This window comes from Pseudomonas sp. CBC3, from assembly GCF_037967085.1.
Classification (GTDB): Bacteria; Pseudomonadota; Gammaproteobacteria; order Pseudomonadales; family Pseudomonadaceae; genus Stutzerimonas.
On sequence record NZ_JBANEO010000009.1, the window covers coordinates 1 to 21508 of the forward strand.

Annotated in this window: 18 protein-coding genes and 3 pseudogenes; 12 read left to right on the forward strand and 9 right to left on the reverse strand. The window is 55.1% G+C overall.

The window, feature by feature from the left end:
* The 3 genes and pseudogenes from V6943_RS19880 to tnpC form a co-directional block, all read left to right on the forward strand.
* A pseudogene (locus tag V6943_RS19880) lies at window positions 1-93 on the forward strand (AAA family ATPase); the annotation flags it as partial.
* Between the two features lie 144 nt (window positions 94-237).
* Window positions 238-2871 (forward strand): annotated as a pseudogene (locus V6943_RS19885) (Tn3 family transposase); the annotation flags it as partial.
* The gene (gene tnpC, locus V6943_RS19890; RefSeq protein WP_003298428.1) at window positions 2868-3230 is read left to right on the forward strand and encodes a Tn3 family transposase post-transcriptional regulator TnpC; all 363 of its coding nucleotides are present in this window, start codon (window positions 2868-2870) and stop codon (window positions 3228-3230) included. The pseudogene V6943_RS19885 and the gene tnpC, both read left to right, overlap by 4 nt.
* Window positions 3231-3255: 25 nt before the next feature.
* On the opposite strand, the gene V6943_RS19895 is transcribed toward tnpC, so the two are convergent.
* The gene (locus V6943_RS19895; RefSeq protein WP_102845815.1) at window positions 3256-4215 is read right to left on the reverse strand and encodes an arsenic resistance protein; all 960 of its coding nucleotides are present in this window, start codon (window positions 4213-4215) and stop codon (window positions 3256-3258) included.
* Between the two features lie 230 nt (window positions 4216-4445).
* Between V6943_RS19895 and V6943_RS19900 the strand changes: the two genes are divergently transcribed.
* The 3 genes from V6943_RS19900 to V6943_RS19910 are packed head-to-tail and all read left to right on the forward strand — an operon-like array spanning window position 4446 to window position 6023.
* On the forward strand, window positions 4446-4880 hold the full coding sequence (locus V6943_RS19900; RefSeq protein WP_174824731.1) for a disulfide bond formation protein B: 435 nt from the start codon (window positions 4446-4448) through the stop codon (window positions 4878-4880).
* A complete protein-coding gene (locus V6943_RS19905) occupies window positions 4877-5557 on the forward strand; it encodes a DsbA family protein (RefSeq protein WP_102853253.1) in 681 nt (226 codons plus the stop codon). The genes V6943_RS19900 and V6943_RS19905 overlap by 4 nt, the downstream gene beginning before the upstream one ends.
* Before the next feature lie 4 nt (window positions 5558-5561).
* A complete protein-coding gene (locus tag V6943_RS19910) occupies window positions 5562-6023 on the forward strand; it encodes a methyltransferase family protein (protein WP_017246351.1) in 462 nt (153 codons plus the stop codon).
* A 214-nt stretch (window positions 6024-6237) separates the two neighbouring features.
* On the opposite strand, the gene V6943_RS19915 is transcribed toward V6943_RS19910, so the two are convergent.
* Window positions 6238-7158: a cation diffusion facilitator family transporter gene (locus tag V6943_RS19915; protein WP_008569956.1), complete on the reverse strand. Its 921-nt coding sequence runs from the start codon at window positions 7156-7158 to the stop codon at window positions 6238-6240.
* A gap of 377 nt (window positions 7159-7535) precedes the next feature.
* Here V6943_RS19915 and V6943_RS19920 point away from each other — a divergent pair, with 377 nt between their 5' ends.
* Window positions 7536-7865: a hypothetical protein gene (locus V6943_RS19920; protein WP_023444715.1), complete on the forward strand. Its 330-nt coding sequence runs from the start codon at window positions 7536-7538 to the stop codon at window positions 7863-7865.
* Between the two features lie 279 nt (window positions 7866-8144).
* Here V6943_RS19920 and V6943_RS19925 read toward each other — a convergent pair whose 3' ends face one another.
* From V6943_RS19925 to V6943_RS19940, 4 genes are all read right to left on the reverse strand, one after another.
* Window positions 8145-8270, reverse strand: a complete 126-nt coding sequence (locus V6943_RS19925) for a hypothetical protein (RefSeq protein WP_023444716.1) — start codon at window positions 8268-8270, stop codon at window positions 8145-8147.
* 233 nt (window positions 8271-8503) lie between these two features.
* Window positions 8504-11674 carry a CusA/CzcA family heavy metal efflux RND transporter gene (locus V6943_RS19930; RefSeq protein ID WP_015275576.1) on the reverse strand — a complete coding sequence of 1057 codons (3171 nt, stop codon included), beginning with the start codon at window positions 11672-11674 and terminating at the stop codon, window positions 8504-8506.
* A 17-nt stretch (window positions 11675-11691) separates the two neighbouring features.
* Window positions 11692-13038, reverse strand: a complete 1347-nt coding sequence (locus tag V6943_RS19935) for an efflux RND transporter periplasmic adaptor subunit (protein WP_015275575.1) — start codon at window positions 13036-13038, stop codon at window positions 11692-11694.
* A gap of 8 nt (window positions 13039-13046) precedes the next feature.
* Window positions 13047-14354, reverse strand: coding sequence for a TolC family protein (locus V6943_RS19940; protein ID WP_008569960.1), 1308 nt, complete (start codon window positions 14352-14354; stop codon window positions 13047-13049).
* A gap of 839 nt (window positions 14355-15193) precedes the next feature.
* On the opposite strand from V6943_RS19940, the gene V6943_RS19945 reads away from it, so the two are divergent.
* The 3 genes from V6943_RS19945 to V6943_RS19955 all read left to right on the forward strand — a co-directional run bounded on the left by V6943_RS19945 (window position 15194) and on the right by V6943_RS19955 (window position 18878).
* Window positions 15194-16513: an OprD family porin gene (locus tag V6943_RS19945; protein WP_014822255.1), complete on the forward strand. Its 1320-nt coding sequence runs from the start codon at window positions 15194-15196 to the stop codon at window positions 16511-16513.
* Window positions 16514-16833: 320 nt separating this feature from the next.
* Window positions 16834-17508 carry a heavy metal response regulator transcription factor gene (locus tag V6943_RS19950; protein WP_008569962.1) on the forward strand — a complete coding sequence of 225 codons (675 nt, stop codon included), beginning with the start codon at window positions 16834-16836 and terminating at the stop codon, window positions 17506-17508.
* Window positions 17505-18878, forward strand: coding sequence for a heavy metal sensor histidine kinase (locus V6943_RS19955; RefSeq protein ID WP_003292663.1), 1374 nt, complete (start codon window positions 17505-17507; stop codon window positions 18876-18878). Before V6943_RS19950 ends, V6943_RS19955 begins: the two co-directional genes overlap by 4 nt.
* A gap of 122 nt (window positions 18879-19000) precedes the next feature.
* Here V6943_RS19955 and cadR read toward each other — a convergent pair whose 3' ends face one another.
* Window positions 19001-19405: a Cd(II)/Pb(II)-responsive transcriptional regulator gene (gene cadR, locus V6943_RS19960; protein ID WP_003292662.1), complete on the reverse strand. Its 405-nt coding sequence runs from the start codon at window positions 19403-19405 to the stop codon at window positions 19001-19003.
* A gap of 92 nt (window positions 19406-19497) precedes the next feature.
* Here cadR and V6943_RS19965 point away from each other — a divergent pair, with 92 nt between their 5' ends.
* On the forward strand, window positions 19498-20388 hold the full coding sequence (locus V6943_RS19965; RefSeq protein ID WP_021210268.1) for a cation transporter: 891 nt from the start codon (window positions 19498-19500) through the stop codon (window positions 20386-20388).
* A gap of 193 nt (window positions 20389-20581) precedes the next feature.
* Here V6943_RS19965 and V6943_RS19970 read toward each other — a convergent pair.
* Window positions 20582-20707, reverse strand: a pseudogene (locus tag V6943_RS19970) (arsenic resistance protein); the annotation flags it as partial.
* Window positions 20708-20741: 34 nt separating this feature from the next.
* Complete coding sequence (locus tag V6943_RS19975) at window positions 20742-21239, reverse strand: HAD family hydrolase (protein ID WP_003298796.1); 498 nt, start codon at window positions 21237-21239, stop codon at window positions 20742-20744.
* 170 nt (window positions 21240-21409) lie between these two features.
* Here V6943_RS19975 and V6943_RS20555 point away from each other — a divergent pair.
* The coding region (locus V6943_RS20555; RefSeq protein WP_445324164.1) for a transposase at window positions 21410-21508 on the forward strand (99 nt) is incomplete at its 3' end.

Here is a 21508-nt window from a genome sequence, read left to right on the forward strand (position 1 = left end):
CGCCTGGTGCACAACGCTTATCGGATCAATCTGGAGGGTGAATCAATGCGCAAACGGACGCAGAAATTGACGACGCCGGGCACCTCAGACTAACAATGCCACCCCTGCGTCGCTGCGCTCCGACTGCCTGTCCGAATGAACGTGGAACAGGTGTCCGGATCAGCGTGGGCTGAGTGTCCGAATGGCGTGGAATCCGCAGCCATGGAGCTCGCCGAGCGGCATGCCAAAGCAATGTCGTTTGTGCTTGACCAGCGCGCCGACATCATCAACTCCGTAATTGAAGAGCTGATCCGCCAGGATTATGAGCTCCCTGCGTACTCGACCCTGAATGATCTTGCTGAGCGAATTCATGCCGAATCCCAAGAGGCAATATTCAACCTTGTAGTAACCAGAACGCCAGTCGAGGTGATCCACAAGCTAAAGGATCTGCTCGATACTGACTTCGGCCGACGCCAGAGCGACTTCAATGCGCTGAAGCAGGCGCCCAAGAAACCATCTCGCAAGCACTTGGAGGTACTGATCGATCATCTGGCATGGCTAGAGAGCTTCGGGGATCTGGGTGCCATTTTTGAAGGAATAGTCGACACCAAGATCCGTCACTTCGCTGCCCAAGCCGCGGCGTCGGACGTAGCCGAGTTGAAGGACTGCTTACTGCCGAAGCGCTACACGCTGATGCTGGCCTTAATCTACCGCATGCGCGTGCGGACCCGGGATCACTTGGCCGAGATGTTCATCCGACGGATTTCGACGATCCATAAACGCGCCAAGGAGGAGTTGGAGCAAATCCAGGCGCGGCAACGCCAGAAGCTAGAGCAGTTGGCGGCGACCCTGGATGGCGTGGTGCAGATTCTGGTTCAAGAACCGGATGACCAGGAGGCTGGCAGTCTAATTCGGGAATACCTCTCCCCCGGTGGCAATCTGGATCGGTTGCGTGAGACTTGCGCCGAAGTACAGGCTACCGGCGGTAATAACTACCTGCCGCTGATCTGGAAGCACTTCAAGTCCCATCGCTCGTTATTGTTCCGTCTAAGCCACCTTCTTCAACTGGAGCCCACGACTCAGGATCGATCGCTGGTTCAGGCTCTTCAACTGATCCAGGACAGCGAGAATCTACACCGCGAGTGGATCGACGAGCACGTCGACTTGTCGTTTGCGTCGGAGCGCTGGGTCAAGGTCGTTCGCCGTCCTGCCAGTGAGGGGCCACCGACCAACCGGCGCTATCTAGAAGTTTGTGTATTCTCCTACCTGGCCCGCGAGCTGCGATCGGGTGACATGTGTGTACAGGGGTCGGAATCCTTCGCCGACTACCGCAAGCAGTTGCTGCCCTGGGAGGAATGTCTCCAGCGACTACCGGCCTACTGCGAAAAGGTCGGGCTGCCAGGCACGGCCAAGGAGTTTGTTGCCTCCCTCAAGACTCAGCTGGAGGAAACCGCGCAACAACTGGACGACAAATTCCCATCTTGCCGAGGGGACGTATCGATTAACGAAGCCGGAGAACCGGTGTTGCGCCGAGTAACGGCGCGGGACATTCCACCTTCGGCCATCTCACTACAGACGGCGCTTATGCAGCGCATGCCGGCCAGGCACGTGCTCGACATCATGGCCAACATAGAGCATTGGATTCAGTTCACGCGGCATTTCGGTCCCATGTCCGGTAACGAGCCGAAGCTCAAAGAGCCTGCCGAGCGCTATCTGATGACCATCTTCGCCATGGGCTGCAATCTCGGTCCCAACCAGGCTGCGCGGCATCTGGCCGGTAATGTCACGCCACACATGCTGTCCTATACGAATCGCCGCCACCTTTCACTGGAGAAGCTGGACAAGGCTAACCGCGAGCTGGTGGAACTCTATTTGCAGCTTGATCTGCCTAAGCTCTGGGGCGATGGCAAGGCGGTGGCAGCGGACGGCACGCAGTTCGACTTCTATGATGACAACCTGCTGGCCGGCTATCATTTCCGCTACCGCAAGATGGGTGCCGTGGCCTATCGGCACGTGGCCAACAACTACATCGCTGTGTTCCAGCACTTCATCCCACCAGGCATCTGGGAGGCGATTTACGTAATTGAGGGGCTGCTTAAGGCTGATCTCAGTGTCAAGGCAGACACTGTGTATTCAGATACTCAGGGGCAATCGGCGACAGTCTTTGCCTTCACCCATCTGCTGGGCATCAACTTGATGCCACGTATCCGCAACTGGCGTGACCTGGTGATGTGCCGGCCGGATCGCGGCGCGTCGTACAAGCATATCAACCGCCTGTTCACCGACACTGCCGACTGGCACTTGATCGAAACTCACTGGCAAGATCTGATGCAGGTCGCGCTGTCCATCCAGGCCGGCAAAATCTCCTCGCCTATGCTGCTGCGAAAACTCGGCTCCTATAGTCGGCGCAACAAGCTCTACCATGCGGCCCAGGCACTGGGCAGCGTGATCCGCACGATCTTCCTGCTCAACTGGATCGGCAGCCGCGAGCTGCGCCAGGAAGTTACCGCCAACACCAACAAAATCGAGTCCTACAATGGTTTCTCGAAGTGGCTTTCGTTCGGTGGCGACGTGATTGCCGAGAACGATCCGGACGAACAGCAAAAACGTCTGCGCTACAACGACATGGTGGCCTCATCGGTGATCCTGCAGAACACTGTAGATATGATGCGCATCCTGCAGAAATTGGCCCGAGAGGGTTGGCAGTTCACCGACGAGGATGTGTCCTTCCTCAGCCCCTACCTGACCAGCAACGTCAAACGCTTCGGCGAATTCAACCTAAAGCTCAACCGGCCACCGGAGCCCTGGATTAAGGACTCGGTGTTCCAACAAGCTGCCGGCTCGCTGCGGGTGATCACACCTCGCCAGCTAGATACCGAGAAAACGACATGATCAATGTTCCTCCCGCAGCCTTTCGCGTTACACCGTACGGCGAAGTCGATGCGGTGGCGTTGGAAAACCTACGCGACGGCTTCGACGCCTCTCAACTGCTCCGGCTGGTTGATCGATTGGACGCCTGCTTGCTGCAACTGGGCGGAACCACCGCCATTCGCGACGAGCTGCTGAGATTGCATGCGATGGCTCTGACGATAATTGAGGGCATCGCCCTTACGGTGCCTGCCGAGAGTGCTTGTATCTGGGCAGAAGCCGAATCTCTGCAGACGGATCTTGAGGCGCTGGTTTCCTGGGCTCGCACTGCTCAGCTCATCATTGCGCCGCTGATCAATCTTGCTCCACAGCACGAGGCATGAGCGCTCTCGCCGATTTCGACCAGGCTCAGCGGTTTTTGATCATGGCTGGAATCGCCCTTAAGTAGATCAACTCACCAATCAATTCTACGAGTGTCTGAGTGATCACAGCCGCCGCAGCCAGCCCGCGAATGGACTCCGGGAGCGCTAGGGCCAGGGGAAGCACTACAAGCGAGTTGCGAGTGCCTGAGCTAAATGCCACTGCCCGTGCGGCAGATACCTCCAAACCAAATAGCCGGGAGCTGAGTACGCCGAGGGCGGGAGCGAGTAATAGAAACGCTCCGTATACCGGAAGCAACGGCGCCAGGATGTCGAGTTGGTACACGACGGCCGCGATCTGCGAACCTACCACCACGATTAGAACCAGGGCCATTGCAGGTACTGGCAGCCAAGCCCAGCCTGCGCTCCATGCACGAACCAGCAGAGATCGGCGCCCGCCAAATTCGGTGAGCACAGCCGCTACCAAGGGTAGGACGATCAGTAACAGGAAAGCTTCTGCGAAGGGCCACAGCTTGATCACTGTGCCAGCTTCGGAACCAAGGATTAGCTGCAAGTAGAGGGGCAGCAGCAAAAGCTGAAGCAACAGCAGCAATGGCGTCGCCGCGAGCACCAGACGAGAGTCCCCTTTGCCCAGGTGGGTGAAGACCACCACGTAATCGATACAAGGCGTCAGCAGGACAAGTAGCGCGCCGACCAACAAGGCCTTGTTCGATGAGAGCGGCCACGTCACTAGCCACACCATCAATGGCATTAACAGGAAGTTGGCCAGTAACAGGGCACCGACGAAGCGGCGGTTGGCAAAAGCTGCTCGCAGTTCCAGAAAAGGAATCTGCAGAAACATGGCATACATCAGCACGGCAATCGCCGGTGTGATGGCCATGGCCGTCAGTCCGGTGAATTGCGCAGAGCTCAAACCTGCAATGGCAGCGGCCACCACCGCCGCGAAATAAAATGCTATCTGATGTTCTTCCAGCCAGTCCCGCGACATCTGATATCTTCTCTTGCTGCGCAAGGGCGACATTCTCGCACTGGCATCGGATTTAACCCAGCGTTGAGGCTGGTTGCGCAGCGGGCTGCCTGGTTGCTTTTCGCTTGTGCCGGTGGGCGAAGGTTTACAACGCTCCAACAAGTCTTGCCGACAAGAGGAAGCATGGTGTTTCGAAATAACCGGATGGCGGGTCTGACGCAAGTGTTCGTCACCGCCAGGAGCTAACCGCAATGAATCCTCAACGTTCAGGCATGACCTGGAACCTGCTGCTGCTAACCTGGCTGGTCGCACTGGTATCGACCCTATCCGCGCTGTACATTGGCGAGGTGATGGGCCAGGCACCCTGTGTTTTGTGCTGGTTCCAGCGCGCCTTTATGTTTCCGCTGGCGGTGATCCTGGCCATCGCCTGCTACCGCTCGGATTTCACAGTCTGGCGTTACGCCCTACCGCTGACCGCTATCGGTGCGGCTCTGGCATTTGTTCACACGCTGCTCTATGCAGGGCTGATTCCACAGCCGATCCAGCCCTGCACGGCCACCGGTCCATCCTGCTCAGGCGCCGGAATGACCCTCTTCGGCGTGGTGCCCCTGCCGGCACTCGCCTTGTTCGCCTTTATCCTGATCGCCATCCTGCTCATTCTCATCCGTCGGAGAACAACTCCATGAATCGCCGTTCCGTGGTCCTGATCATCAGTGCCGTGATCCTGGCCGTTTTTGCCGCCGCCGCATTCTTCTATTCCCCCTCGCAGTCGCCTCAACAGGCCCAGGCTCCCAGTTCGACAGCCCAAGAGACCGCGACACAACCCAAACAGAACGGAGGCCAACTGGTTCGCTTCCACTCGCCGGTGTTCGGCCCGGCGCAAGCGCCAGTAACCATTGTCGAGTTCTTCGATCCTTCATGCGAGGCATGCCGCGCCTTCCATCCCTTTGTGAAGCAGATCCTCGCCGAGAACCCGGAAGATGTACGTCTGGTGCTGCGCTATGTACTGTTTCATCAAGGTTCGGAAGAAGTGGCGCGGATGCTTGAGGCGGCGCGCAAGCAAAATCTCCATGAACAAGTGCTGGAGGCTGTGCTGGAGACCCAGCCCGGTTGGCACGACGACCCCAAGGTAACGCAGGCATGGGCTGCTGCCGAGCGCGTCGGTTTGAACTTGGAGCAGGCTCGCCAGGACATGCATACGCCTAGCGTCAACGCCGTGCTTGAAACGGACATGCAGGACGTCAAGGCCGTTGGGATTCGTGGCACCCCGACCTTTTTTGTCAATGGTCGAGCGCTCAGCGAGTTCGGCCCGGAGCCGCTGCGCCGATTAGTGAGCAGCGAAGTGGCCAAGGCACGGGAATGACACTATGAGCGCGCTGGAGAACCGCGTGCCACCGCTGCTCGTAGCTGGCCTGATCGCTCTGCTGATGGGTTTGTCGGGGCCCAGATTACCGAGCATCGAACTGGCATGGACCGCGCGGCTGACCTTCGCTTTGCCGGTACTGTTCCTGGGGCTCGGCGTGTGTTTCGCCGGCGTACTGTCGTTTCGCCGCGCACGTACTACTGTCAATCCATTGCAGCCGCAGCAGGCTTCGGTGTTGGTGGAGGCTGGCATCTATCAGTACAGCCGCAACCCCATGTATTTGGGCTTCGCCATCAGCCTGACGGCCTGCGCGCTGGCCCTGGCCTCGCCTTTTACCCTGCTGGGCGTGGTTGCCTTCGTGCTTTACATGAATCGTTTCCAAATCGAACCCGAAGAGTCGGCGCTGGAAGCGCTGTTCGGCGAATCATTCGCTCGCTACCGCGCACGAGTCCGCCGCTGGCTCTGAGCGTCCGCGGCGGTAGCGACTGGCGGGGCTTGCTCGTCGCGGCAGCCTGCCGAAGGTGCCACGACCTAGCCTGATCTCCTCGTGACGAGCTGCTTTGGCCACATGCCGCTAGCATGTCTCTGGTCGAAGACATAGCGCCAACGAGTGATGTCGCAAGTTCACTCCGTTGATATCGAGATAACTGTCTAGCAACAGCGGTGAGCGCAAAGCAGGCTTATGCTTCGCTGCGATGACTGTCGGCCTGCCTGGTGTCGATACAAACACTGCCGTCTAGCTCCATTTCAAGTGTCGAGTGGCTGACTTTGAATCGCTCATGAAGTACACGTTTTAAATCAGTCTTCACTCGTTCAATTTCGGGCAGGCTAGCCTTCTTGATGACAACGTGAGCTTCCAATGCAGTTGAATGTTCGGCAATTTCCCAGACATGTACGTGGTGAACACTCACAACGTCGTCCACTTGCTCCATGACATTGATTATATCAGTGATGGAAACTCCTTCTGGTGCGCCCTCCATTAACAAGTGAATGGTTTTAGGTAGCATGCTAAAGCCCTGCCATAGCACGTAACCAGCAATCATCAGCGTCAGTACAGTATCTGTCCAATACCAGTCATACAGAAGGATTAATGTTCCGGCAATAATAACACCGACGGAGGCCAGCGCATCCGACACATTGTGCAAGAATGCCGCCTTTATATTCATGCTATTCTTAGACATTGTGTAGGTGAGCAAGGCCGTGACGACATCTACAATCAAGGCTATTCCCGCCACCACGACCACTGTCCATCCTTCAATGGGCTGTGGGGCAAAAAACCGACCTATAGCTTCGTAGATGAGGTAGAGACCAACGATAATCAGCGTGACCAAGTTAATCAAAGCCGCTATGGTTTCACTGCGTCGGTAGCCGAAGGTTTTAAAAGCATCTGGCGGTTTGCGACCGATTTTACGTGCGATGAGCGCAATAACCAGTGATGCGGCATCGCTCAAGTTATGTAGCGCGTCAGCTATGAGCGATAAACTGCCAGAAAGTATTCCTCCAACAACTTGTGCCAGAGTTAGCACAGTATTAACGCCAATGGCAGCGATTAAACGCTTATCGCCTATGGCTTCGGTGTTATGGTTATGTTCGTGAGCCATTGGTTTTTAACCGTCCTTAAATAACATAAGACAAGGATAGGGAGCCCAAAAAAGTAATAGATAATACTAGCACCAATACCATCTGGCCTTCCAAACCACACTGACAGAAATGCGACCACTCTCAAGCGAGTTCGTGCATTATCGTCTGAAACTTGCCGATAACTGGCCGATCCCTCTCAAACGTTAAACGACGTTGCTCGCTAATGATAGATGATGCGGCGTCAATCCGAAGATGACAATATTGTAATCTTCCAATCATTCTTTTCGTAGGATAGGCCCTTGCAGATTGGTGCGCCTCGGTGCTGACATGACGAAGCAAGGCGCTCATGTCACCGCGCAATGGAAGCATTACATTTCAATAATGTAATGCTTGGCTCATGCTGCTGTTAACTTCAATCACGCAAAATTCATTCGAACCTGCAGGGCTCAGCGAGAAAGCTCAGCAAGCCACCTTTGAATTTAGCGAGGACTGCCCTATGAATCTGTTGAAAGCTATTGTTGTTGGTTTGGTAATCTGCGGCTCCGCATTGTCTTATGCAGAAGATGGTTACGACCGCTCAATTAAATTTAATGAAAAATTCCGAGCAGATCAAAAACGAATTCACGGAACCGAATCCGCCAAACGAAAAATAGACGAATTACAGATTAAGGATACCCGCCAAGATCAGAACAATACGGAAAGCAAGAAAGAAACCAAAGCTGACTAACCGCTTCATATCTGAACGATATTCGCCTCCGGCAGCTTCCAATCTCCTTTGGAAGCAGTTGCACTCTAAGCGCCCTTCGGGGCGCTTTTTTGTTTCCATAACTTGCCCGCAACATCGCTACCAGCGAATCGCCCGGAATTTATATAAGCCGTTTCGTTTAAGTCAGGCCGCCATTGCCTGATCTGTTGTTATTAGCCTTCGCAAGGATCATGTCCGAGTGAGCTGAACAGACGCTGTGGCGTACAGCGCACCCATGTCTGGGTCGCTATCTCAAAGGCCTCACGGTTCGCCCATGATTGACGGTGTCAGCTCGGCCTTGCACAGCCCGCTGATCGTTCCAGCCAGGGCTTTGTCGTAGCTATCGCCCTTTGCTGCCGACCGGGGCAGGTCAGTCGCTGTTTGCATAATCCTTCGTCAGCTCACCGTGGGTGAAAGCCATCAGGTCAAGGACGCGTATGTAGCGAAAGTCATACGCACTAAGCGCTGAGCAATTTTTTATTTACCGCTTAGATGCATCAGACTGCGCCACAAAGGCTGTGCTGTCCGCTGCGCCGCTAATGAAACTGCGCTCCGATAATTAACGCGCCCCGTTCTCGCTAGCTAGCAAGAACGGGGCGTTGTGTGCCGCCATCCAATCTCTAGCTTGTTCTGTCAGCGGCCAACGCGATTTCTTGCTCCTCCAATTCGTCTTCGCGTCGATGAGCCATCTGGTAGAGCAACGGCAAAACTAATAGCGTTAGCACCGTTGAGGAGAGAATCCCCCCGATCACCACCGTCGCAAGGGGACGTTGTACCTCTGCACCGGTACCCACATTCAAGGCCATTGGAACGAACCCGAGTGAAGCCACTAAGGCTGTCATCAATACCGGTCGTAGCCGGGTAAGGGCACCTTCGCGGATCGCAGTGTCCAGAGGTAAACCTTGCTCCCGTAGGCTACGGATGAAGGAGATCATTACCAGGCCATTTAGAACGGCGACGCCTGACAGAGCAATAAAGCCAACACCTGCTGAAATGGACAATGGGATATCTCTGAGCCACAGCGCAACAATGCCTCCGGTGAGCGCAAATGGAATCCCTGTAAAGACCAACAAACCGTCTTTGACATTGTTGAACATCATGAAAAGCAGAATGAAGACCAGGAGCAGCGCCACGGGGACGACAATCTGCAGCCGCTTCGTTGCCGATTCAAGCTGCTCAAAGGTACCGCCCCAGTCGATCCAATAACCTGCCGGGATATCTACCTGGGCCTGGATTTTCTGTTCTGCCTCAGATACGAATGATCCAATGTCACGACCACGGACGTTTGCACTGACGACAATTCGCCGTTTCCCTTCTTCTCTACTGATCTGATTCGGACCGGGGGCCAAATCCAGGGTGGCCACCTCGCCGAGGGGGATATAACTTATGGTGCTGTTTAATTCCCTTGGAAGGGCAATTGGAAGCCGCTCAATTGCGGCGAGATCGCTGCGTATCTCGTCCGGTAAACGAACCACGATATCGAAACGCCGATCTCCTTGAAACAAGGTGCCTGCCTCTCGGCCACCGATAGCTACTGCAACCGCTTGCTGGACGGTATCTAGACTCAGGCCGTATCGTGCGATCTGATCGCGATCGATATCAATCGTGAGCATGGGAAGGCCAGTCGTCTGCTCGACCGTAACCTCTGAAGCGCCTGGTACTTGTCCTAGCACCTCGGATACTTCCGCCGCCGTGCTGTTAAGAACGTCCATGTCATCACCATAGATTTTCACGGCTACCGCGGCACGAACTCCGGAAATCAGCTCGTTGAAACGCAGCTGAATCGGCTGGGAAAACTCGTAGTTATTGCCCGGCAACTCAGCGGCGGATGCTTGCACCTCGCTTAAGAGCTGATTACGCGACTTGCCTGGATCCGGCCACTGTTCTTGTGGCTTCAGCATGACGTACCCGTCAGAGATATTTGGAGGCATAGCATCCGATGCCACTTCCGCAGTGCCAGTTCGCGCAAATATGCGTTCAATCTCCGGAAACTCATCCATAAGCTTTCGCTCCAGCTGCTGCTGCATCTCTACAGACTGACTAAGACTGGTAGCTGGTACACGAAGGGCTTGGATAGCGAAGTCTCCCTCGTTGAGGCTAGGCACGAATTCACTGCCCATACGTGACCCTACGAGGCCAGAAAGTATGACTACAACTACCGCAAAGGTGAGCACTGCTGGCTTGTTGGCCATTACCGCATCGAGCGCAGGTGCGTAGGCCCGTTTAGCATTGCGGATTAGAAAGTTTTCCTTTTCCGTAACCCGCTTACCGATAAAGAGCGCAACGGCCGCCGGGACGAACGTCACCGAAAGGATTATCGCCCCGAATAGCGCTGTCACTACGGTAAACGCCATGGGCGTGAACATCTTACCTTCTACCCCTGTAAGGGCGAATATCGGCAGATACACGATCATAATGATCAGCTGCCCATACAATAGAGGCCGACGCACTTCCTTTGCCGCAGCGAATACTTCATGAAGCCGTTCGGACAGTGTTAATGCCCGTCCGTGATGGGACTGAGCGTGTGCAAGTCGACGCACGCAGTTCTCAACAATCACCACGGCTCCATCGATAATGATGCCGAAATCCAATGCGCCTAGGCTCATCAGGTTGGCGCTGACCTGATTGGCTACCATGCCGGTGAACGTGAAGAGCATAGAAAGCGGTATCACAAGCGCGGTTAGGATCGCCGCCCGGATATTGCCTAAGAAGAGAAAAAGTATAACCACAACAAGAATGGCACCCTCAGTGAGGTTCTTCTTAACGGTGGATATAGCTTTGTCTACGAGTACAGTTCGATCGTAGACAGTAATTGCCTTTACGCCTTCCGGAAGCGAAAGGTTTATCTCTTTCATCTTGTCGTCGACAGCCCTTGAAACTACTCGGCTATTTTCACCGATAAGCATGAAGGCCGTACCTAGTACCACTTCGCGGCCATTCTCGGTGGCTGCGCCAGTGCGGAGCTCCTTTCCAACCTCGACCGTCGCAACGTCGCGGATACGCACTGGGGTACCGTCAACGTTGCTAATAAGGGTATCGCGGATGTCCTCCACAGACTGCATTTGTCCTGGAGCGCGAACAAGATACTGCTCGCCGCGCTTTTCAATATATCCGGCACCTAGATTGTTATTGTTTTGCTCAACCGCCTCGATCAAATCTTGTAGTGTTAGTCCAAACGACCGCAAAGTGTCTGGGTTGGGGGCGATCTGATATTCCTTTGCATATCCTCCGATCGTATTGATCTCAGTAACACCAGGTACATTTCGGACTTGCGGTTTGATGATCCAATCTTGAATCTCACGCAAGTCAGCAGGGGTATACGGCGTACCGTCCGATTTGGTGGCACCTTCCTCAGCTTCAACCGTCCAAAAATAGATTTCGCCAAGCCCAGTGGAAATAGGGCCAAGTGTTGGAGTGACGCCATCTGGGAGCTGATCTTTGGCCCCTCCCAGGCGCTCGTTCACAAGTTGGCGGGCAAAATAGATGTCAGTGCCTTCCTCAAAAATAACTGTGATCTGAGAAAGTCCATATCGAGACAAGGATCGTGTCTGCTCGAGCTTGGGCAGCCCAGCCATTACCGTCTCGAGCGGGTAGGTAATACGCTGCTCCACTTCCAGCGGGGAATAACCTGGCGCCGCAGTGTTGATTTGCACCTGTACGTTGGTGATATCCGGGACAGCATCGATAGGCAGCTTTTGGTAGCTGTAAGCTCCTAACGCTGCCATGCCAAGCACGGCTAGCATAACCAACCAGCGATGCTCGATAGAAAAACGAATGATACGTTCGAACACGATTCTATAACTCCGTATCAGTGAGCATGCGAGGCGCTGGCTTTGCCAAGCTCGGACTTGATGATGAAGCTGTTATCCAAGGCATAGCGCGCTCCGGGCTGGAGGCCTTCCTTGATTTCGACCGCGTCACTATCGCTGCGGCCACTCACGATTGGCTGAGCAGCAAAGCCATGGTCGGTCCGTACAAACACCACCGGCTTTTCTTCCAATGTGTGGATCGCATCAGGACTTACTGCGACTGGCACGGATGCTTCGCCAGCGCCTACCTGCACTTTGACGAACAGGCCGGGGCGCCAAACCCCTTCAGGGTTGGGAAGTGTGACCCGGGCGGTAGCGGCGCGGCTTTGCTGACCAACAAGTGAGCCGACATAAGAAACGGTTCCATTGGCACTGGACTCGAATGCTGTGGCCTCGATAACGGCATTGCTGCCTACTCGTACCGCGCTGAGTGCATTGGCAGGAACGCTGATATCTGCCCACACGGTGGAGAGATCGGAAATGATGAATATCTGGTCATCGGTATTGACTGACTCACCGAGCGTGATGTCCTTCTCAACGATCATCCCATCGAACGGCGCCCTGAGTTCGTAGCGGCTCAATGCGTCTGGCTTGCCAGCATCACTGCCAAGCGCTTGTAGCTGTGCGTTTGCATTCGCAACAGTCAGCTCTGCTTCCCGTAAAGCCTGTTGTGCCTGTAAATAATCCTGTTCCGCAGAAATACGCTCTTCCCATAGCTCCTTTTCGCGTCGATAGGTTTTTTGAGCCAATGCAAGACGTTTTTGCGCCGCGTAGAACTCGCTTCTACGTTCCGACAGGTCTGTACTCGCGATCACAGCAAGTACTTGCCCCTGTTTCACCTGTTCGCCCAAATCGACTTTGACCGCTTCAACGACACCTGAGAGACGAGGCACAACTTGCGCTGTGCGGTCTTGGTTGAATGTAATTTCGCCAGGCAGCTCAATTGCGCTTTTTATCTTTGCGGGCTGAGCAGTTGCCAGTGAGATGCCGGCGGCTAGGATTTGTGTCTCTGAGAGTTCTACCTCTGCTGTTTCAGTATGCTCCGCTCCCTCGGGCTCATCTTCATGCTCATCTTTCTCTGCCGCACCGACCTCGTGATCGCTATCGGCGCCTCCTTCATCATGGCCATGATCTCCTTCGGCTTCTGCATCCTCATCCGAATGCCCTTCATCCTCATGCTCCGATTCGTCACCATGCTCGCTATGTGCGTCGCCCGCATCGGGCACAGCTGGACTACTGCGAAGAAGCAATCCGCCAAGCATAAGTGCCACGCTTAATATGACGACGATCCAAAAAATCTGCTTCTTGTGACCAGCCAAGGAAGATGTATTCGATTTACTTTTCATATGGATTCCTATGGCTGAGTGGCCGAGGTGATAACGGCCGACCCATCTCCGACAATTCGCGAGATTTCTGCCGCCGCCTGGTTAGCTTGTGATAGCGCAGACAGATACTGAGATCGGGCTTGGAAAAGCGTGCGTTGAGCATCCAGTACGTCAAGGAACGTGAATTTTCCAAGTTCGAACCCCTTGCTGGCAGCTTCATAAGCGCTTTGGGCACTGGGGAGCATATCGTTGCGCAACAGTTCAAACTGCTGGCGAGCAGTGCGCAGCCGCATGTGCGCTTGGGAAAGTTCGCTTTTCAGGCGTATATGGACGGCGTTGAGCTCGTCCTGCGCCTGGTAGGCCCGTTCCTGCGCTGCTCCGATGTTGCCTTGGTTTCGATCAAACAACGGCAGGGGCATCGAGATACTCACCAATCCCAGCGTGCCGTTATATTCATCTGAGCGTTGGGCACCTACGCTAACCGTCACGTTAGAAAAGCGATTCGTCCTTTCCAGCTTTAACGCAGCCCGACGTCTTTCAGCCTCCCGACGCGCGCGGGTTAGTTGGGCGGAATCGTTCAAACGGCTATAAAGCTCAGCTAGCTCGGGAAGAGGAGGCACTGCCTCTGCCGGCTCTTTTACTCGCTCAAAGCGTGGCTGTGGATTTCCCCAGTTGGCCGCCAGCCGAGTGCGCGCAGCTTCGAGTTCAGCTGTGGCCTGGGCAAGCTCTACTTGCACTCCAGTAGCCGCAACCCGCGCCCGGGTTTCCTCTACGGGAGAAACCATGCCGGCCCTCACACGTCGATTGGCCACGTTCACTGCTTGCTTCGCAAGCTTTGAAGCAGCCTGAGCGAGGTCCAGCCGTTCTTGAGCAGTAAGCACATCGTAGTACGCGCCCATCACTGCCCCCCTCAGTCGAGCTTGGGCGTCCTGTAGGTCAGCAGCTGCTACGTCCAAGGCTCGTTGCGCCGCCTCAATACGAGCCGAACGTTTACCACCCAGCTCTATTTCTTGGCTCAGTTCAAGCGTGGTCTCCGGGGCATCGCCCCGGATTCCCTCCTGGCTAGCGGACAATATTGGATTCGGACGTGCTCCGGCTTGGCTAATTAATGCGCGAGAAGCAGCCAGCTCACGTCTTGCAACAGCCAGTTCAGGGCTTGCAGAGCTAGCGAGTTCCAAGGCGCGTAGAAAGCTTATGGATTCGACAGACTCAACGGGGAATGTATTTGACACACCGACAGGTAAGGTCTGTGTGAAGGTCGGCAACTCTAAGGGTTGCGCAAAGGCGAGATTGCACGACAACGTCGTCAACCCCAGCGAGAAAAGAGCTTTTCGCACCGAAATCTCCTAAAAAAAGGGAAGGTTCGGTGAGACGTCAGATACAGATAAATGGCGCTTACTGGTTACTTTGGCGTCCCACCGGTTTTGCACCGATGCGCCAATTAGGTTTCTCAGGACGCCCCGCTTCAGCCGATGCGTAGCTAGCAGAAGGAAACGGTTTCAAGCTCATTGATAATACCGAACCAGGACAGATCCCTTTCGTTATAAGCGGCTTGATATGGTCGCCATGAAAGACACAGTCTCCATCCAGACTGATTTTTTTTGCGGCTTTTGACGATCCTTCCTCGTCAGTACCCAGAGACTCGTGCGGATGTTCGTGATGTCCAAGATGATTTGCTGCCGAACCATCCTCATGACTGCAGCTCGTGCTAACAACTGCCCATGATGATTGCAATGGGAACAAGGCTAGCAACATCAGCAAAACTATTTTTCTCATCCAAGGCAAAACGATGACTTCCTGGTTTAGATGTCGAATCCAATCATAAGAACTACCCCCGCCAAGACGCGAAACACATGCGCCTCTACTGCGATAGTGATTCGCCCTGAATTTAGTAGACAAATACACGAAAGCGTTTTTATCAGCCTTGCCAAGCCGGCGAGATAGCTGATGGCTATGGGGTGGTGACTTTAAATAAGTGTGGATAACGACCTGGTGACCGCAACATTACAAATCTGTAATCGAAGGAGTGCGCGATTGGGCTTCCTCAGATTACAAAATAGTCATTTGCCGCTAATCCTGCCGTCATCTCTAGGGGAAGAACATGGCCAAGCGCTAAAAACAAAAAGGCGAAAGGCGTCATTCGAGCACTGACCTGCCGTACATAAGGAGCATCATCATGAGCAAAAAGGCCGTTTTTTCGCTGACAGCCCTTTCACTGGCATTGGGCAGCGCCCCGGTCTTTGCCCAATCGGAAACAGCCGAGGGCTTCATCGAAGGCAGCACGCTATCGCTGATAAATCGCAACTTCTATTTCAATCGGGATTTTCGCGACGGTGAGAGTGCCGCCGGCAATGGCTACTCCGAGGAATGGGCCCACGGATTGATGGCCTTCTTCGAGTCCGGATATACCCAAGGCTCGGTAGGGATTGGCTTCGACGCTTTCGCCATGCTCGGCCTCAAGCTCGACTCCGGTTCGGGGCGCTCCGGTGTGGGCGGCAGCATCGACCTGCTTCCCCACGACAGCGCTGGCGATCCTGAGGATGACTTCACACGGGTGGGGGGCGCGGTGAAAGCACGCTTGCTGGACACCGAGATCAAGGCCGGCGATGTATTTCCCACTACACCTGTCGTGCACTTCGGCGACTCTCGGCTGCTGCCGGAGTCTTTCAAGGGTGTCACCGTTGTGAACAACTCGCTGGACGACCTCACCCTTCAGGGAGGCCGCTTGCACGCGATGAGCCAGCCCAACACCAGTAACATGAACGAAGACTTCGTCACCTTCTACGGCGGGGGCGTAGACGCGCCTTGGCTCGGCTACGCAGGCGGTGACTACAGCGTGAATGAAAATATCAGTCTTAGCCTGTACACCAGCCGCCTCAAAGATGCCTGGAACCAGCATTACTTCGGTGCGTCGGCCACCTATCCGCTCTCCGATATCGTCGCGCTGCTGGCCAGCTTCAACTATTACAAGGCAACCGACGAAGGCCGTGAGTTGCTGGGCGAGTTCAACAACAACATCTGGAGCTCCAGCCTGGGTGTCGCCTTCGGCGCGCACACCGTCACGGCGTCGTATCAGCGAAACAACGGTAACAACGACTTTGACTACTTGCGCCAGGCGGACTCGATCTACCTGAACAACTCCATTCAGTACAGTGATTTCAACTCACCTAAAGAGCAGTCCTGGATGCTGCGCTACGACCTGAACATGGCGGAGTACGGCATACCCGGGCTTACTTTCATGACCCGCTACGCCCGCGGTTGGGGCGCCGATTACAGCAACGCGAACGAGGTGTACATGCGCCAAGACGATAACGGTGCGCCGCTGACGGGACAGAACCGCTGGGAACGCGACGTCGAAGCCCGCTACGTTGTACAGACTGGCTCTCTCAAGGATTTGTCTCTGCGGGTGCGCCAGGCTACCACGCGGGCGACTGCTTTCGAGTCCGACCTCGATGAGGTCCGATTCATCGCCGAGTACCCTCTCTCGATCTTGTGAAACACCATGAGCAACACCACATCTTCTTTAGTTTTGCTCCCTTGGTTTGAAGATGTGTTTCAGGCGCCCATCAGGGCGCCTTTTTTCGTTTGGTGCACCCGCTCGCGCTGCGGGTCAACCAAATGACCGGTAGATTACAAATTCGCAAGATAGCCCTCACAGGGCTTTTACCGCGTTAAAGTGCTTCCCGCTTCCCTGGGCAGATCTTTTCGCCTCTGCCTTTCACGCTAGAGCCAAGCCGCTTTCGTCTTGACCTAGTTACTACATGGATTTTTTTGGTTCCGCTTACCGCGCACCTCCTTGCCGAGTTACCTCAAAACATGCGCATCCTGGTTGTCGAAGACGAGATCAAAGCTGCGGAATACTTGCAGCAGGGTCTTATCGAATGTGGTTACTTGGTCGATTGCGTAAGTGATGGCCTCGATGGGTTTCACCTGGCACTGCAGAACGACTATGACATCGTGCTGCTAGATGTGAATCTGCCAACCATGGATGGGTGGGAGGTTCTCGAACTCATCAGGCGGCGTAAGCAGACACGCGTCATCATGCTGACTGCCAATGGCCGCTTAGAGCAAAAAGTCCGCGGCTTGGAATCGGGCGCCGACGACTATCTGGTCAAGCCGTTCCAGTTCCCCGAGCTGCTTGCCCGTATCCGGACACTGTTGCGGCGAGGCGAGGCAGTCACACTTCCGAGCAACCTGCGTGTAGCCGACCTCGAACTGGACCCGGCCCGGCATAGGGCTTACCGGAGCGGTCAGCGTATCGACCTCACCAGCAAAGAATTTGCGTTATTGCATCTGCTCATGCGCCGGACTGGCGAAGTCCTCACGCGTACGGAAATAACTGCCATGGTGTGGGACATCAATTTCGACTGCGATACCAATGTGGTGGATGTTGCGATTCGTCGCCTGCGGATGAAAGTGGACGAACCCTTCGGCGATCGCCTGATACACACCATCCGGGGTGTGGGCTACGTGCTGGAGGCGCGGCCTTGAAGCCACTCAGCCTCGCATCGCGTCTCGCGCTTCAAATCACACTGACCGGCGCCGCTTTGGTCGCGCTGCTGATTGCACTGAGCTACTGGGTACTGGTGCGCCAACTGGAACTGCGCGCCCAGGAGGAAGTGACGGCCAAGCTCTCTCAGATCGATCATGGACTCCTCGAAGACACCAAAGCCCGTATGGGCCGCTCCTGGCAACACGCATTGAGCGATACCGTACTCGGCCATGACAACCTTTCGATTACGGTCATCGGCGATACAGCGAAATCACCCATTTTCAGTATCGGCCGATTCGCCAATGCGCCGCAGCAGCTGGATCTCGTGAGCAGGGACGGCGACTATCTTGGCTGGACAACGAAAGATGGCGTGCAGATGCTAACCGGGCGCAAGCAAATCCAAGTCCCGGGACTGGCTCCAATGACGCTTTTACTTTCGCAAGATCGCAGTGCCGATCAACGGCTGGTGGCTGCATTCCTGCGCTCGGCCTTAGTGACCGTGCCGATGCTACTGATATTGATCGGATTGGCTGGATGGCTAATCGCCCAAAATGGCTTGCGGCCGCTTCGCAAGTTCCGGGCCTTGGCGACTAAGGTATCTACACAGGATCTATCACCTCGAATCCGCACCGATCGGCTTCCGCAAGAGCTCCAGGCATTGGCGCACAGCCTCAACGTAATGCTTCATCGACTCGATGACGGCGTTCAGCAACTGTCACAATTCTCGGACGATGTGGCTCATGAGTTAAAAACTCCGCTGAACAACCTGATAGGCAAGGCGCAGGTGACTTTGGTGCGTGAGCGAAGCAAGGAGCATTATCGGGAGGTGATCGAGTCGTCGGTTGAAGAACTCGAACGCATGGATCGAATCGTGTCAGACATGCTGTTTCTCGCCCAGGCCAGCCACGCCAGCCCAGCACTGAAGCTCGAACAATTATCTTTAGGAAGCGAGGCGAGGCGCGTATGTGAATACTTCGAAGTCCTTGCCGAAGAAGCGGGAGTCGCTACGACAGTAACGGGCGATGCCATGATTTTGGGAAATCGACTTATGGTCCAGCGGGCCATTTCCAACCTGCTATCCAACGCGCTGCGGCATTCAAATACTGGCAGTACGGTCGAACTTAAGATCCTTGAGGAGGACGTAGACATCGTCTCGCTGGCTGTCACCAATCATGGCGCGACTATCGAATCGGATCATCTCCCACATCTGTTCGACCGCTTTTACCGCGTTAACGGCATACAACCTCGCGGGGCAGGATTGGGGCTAGCGATTGTCCGCTCAGTGATGAACCTCCACAAAGGCCACGTGGCCGTCGCCAGCAAAGACGGTCGGACCACGTTTGAACTCACGTTTCCTCGGCAGGCCTGACTCAAAGTGATACCGCACGGAGACAGCCATCACTACGAAGGGGCAAAAACCACAGGGACAAACAACCATTTCGAGGGCATGCGCGTTGGCCGGGTAACCAGGCCCGCAAGCCCCAACGCCGTTCATTTAATGCATGCGTCCTCGCTAATTCCGGCGAGAATGCCGCAAGCCTCAACTTCCCGCCCATCGTTGCAATTAGCCCGCAGTGAAACGAGTTGTCGTTCGAGTGATTGCAGAGCGGTTATCTGGGATCTGACTTGAGAAATGTGATCATCGAGTAAGGCATTGACGGCCGTACAAGGCTGGCGAGGGTCATCCTGGTAGCTTTGGAGTGCGTGAATCTCTGGAAGTGACAGATTCAAGATTCGGCAGCGCCGGATGAAAGCTAGCCGCTCGCCATGCTTCTCGGTGTAGACACGATAGCCGTTCGCCTGGCGATCAGGCGGTGGCAACAAGCCCTGCTGCTCATAGAAGCGGATCGTCTGTGTATCAATCCCTATTAGCCTTGCTAACTGACCAATGCGCATCGTGTGAATCCTCATCGGCTCTGCGTTATTGACCTTATAGTAGCTATAAGGCTTTTAATGATCCCATCTTCGATTTCAAGTGGAGCCGTATCATGAGCAAGTCCGATGGTCCCTGCGGCTGCGATGCGACGCCAGCCGCTGATGCCGATGTGCAAAACCCTTCCGATACGACGGGGCAATGGGTCAGTGTTTACGCCGTGCCCAAGATGGATTGTCCATCAGAAGAGCGAATGATCCGCTTGGCGCTGAATGGTTTGGACGGAGTTCGGAAGCTGACTTTTGATCTGTCGGACCGTCGGTTAGATGTCATGCATGACAGTGCCGTTGAGCCCATAACCAAAAAGCTGGCGACGTTAGGGCTAGGCGCCACTCTTCAGAAAACTGTCGCGGCAGACCCAGAGATGATCAAAGCCGCCGAGAATCCGGCGAACTCTACACAGGAATCCCGCTCCCTACGTTTACTGCTAGGCATCAACGCCTTCATGTTCGTGGTAGAGATGACTGCTGGCCTGATCGCCAGGTCCGCAGGTCTGATTGCCGATTCGCTCGACATGTTCGCTGACGCGGCAGTGTACGGCCTGGCCCTTTATGCGGTTGGGCGCAGCGTCAATCTGCAGGTGCGTGCTGCACACCTTGCTGGTGTGCTCCAGCTGATTTTGGCCCTCGGCGTGCTCGTAGAGGTGGTCAGACGCTTTATATTCGGCAGCGAGCCCGAGTCGCTGATAATGATGGCCGTCGCGTTCCTGGCATTGCTCGCCAACACGGGTTGTTTGCTGCTGATTTCCAAACACCGGGAAGGTGGTGCTCACATGAAAGCGAGCTGGATATTCTCCGCCAATGATGTGGTCATCAACATGGGGGTTATAGTCGCCGGAGCGCTCGTCGCTTGGACTGGGTCAAACTACCCAGACCTGATTATCGGTACCGTTGTGGGATTCATCGTTCTAAACGGCGCTCGGCGTATTCTGGCGCTCAAGAGCTAAAGAAGCTCCCGTTACAGAAAAAGGCGTCGTCATGCCTCTAAGCCATCCGGGTCTAGCGGCGTCAGCTAAAACTGGCGACGCAGCTTTAGCCGTTAGCGGATGGTGGGTATTGTAGAACGTGGGCTGCAAAGTCCATCAGCGAGACGAAGCCGCACTGATCGGCTTTCCTTCACGCTGTTGGTGGTAGCCCCGCTTAACCAATCAGCTCTACGAATGCCTGAGTGATCACAACCGCTGCGGCCAATGCGCGAACGGACTTTGGGAGCGCCATCGTCAGGAAAAGCACTACAAGCGAGTTGTGAGTGCTTGAACTGAAGGCCGATAGCTGGAGGCGACCTCGATGTGCGCTAGTGCTACGTTCTAGTGACAGTCCCCGTGCCCAAAATGTGGTCTGCAAATTCGATCAGGCTAGCTAATCGGTCAGGACCACGGATGGCATCGCGCTGGAGGTGGAAGCCATGCATTCCCAGCCTTTCGGGACCGAACACATCGGCCTCCAATGTATCGCCGATCATTGCAATGGAAGACGCTTTGCAACCCAACCGCTTTAGCAGATGTTCGTAGATCGCTGGCTCCGGTTTGATCGCGCCCACCTCGAAGCTCCAGGCATAGGCGTCAAACTCAGGCAGTAGCAACTTGGCAGGTATGGCATAGGGGGTAGCCAAGTTGGAGCACAGCGCCACTTTCAGCCCCGCTCTCTTAAGGCTTTCCAGTGCCCGCAGGGCATCATCATAGGGACGCACGCTGGCCAGTTCCGCGTAGAGATCAAGCTCCAAAATAGCAAGCTCATCGTTACCTAGTTGTGTACCAAACAGGTCGGCGGCGCCGGCCAGCCCCAAGTTTCGTGTCATCAATGTCCTGGCATCATCGGCCCTAGGTTGACGACCTTGGCTGCGTACCTGTTTTAAGAGCTTGCGAAATGTAAGCGTCCAGCCAAGTCACCTTCCGAACTCCAGCATTAAGGGCGATGGTGTCCGCGTATTTTTAAGCGGACGCGTTCGTCCTTAACGTTAGGATTTCCATGCGCCAACGAAGCTCTTACCCCAAACCGTTCAAGGTCCAGGTCGTTCAGGAATGCCTACAACCGGGTGCGACCGTCTCCAGCGTTGCCATCCGCCAT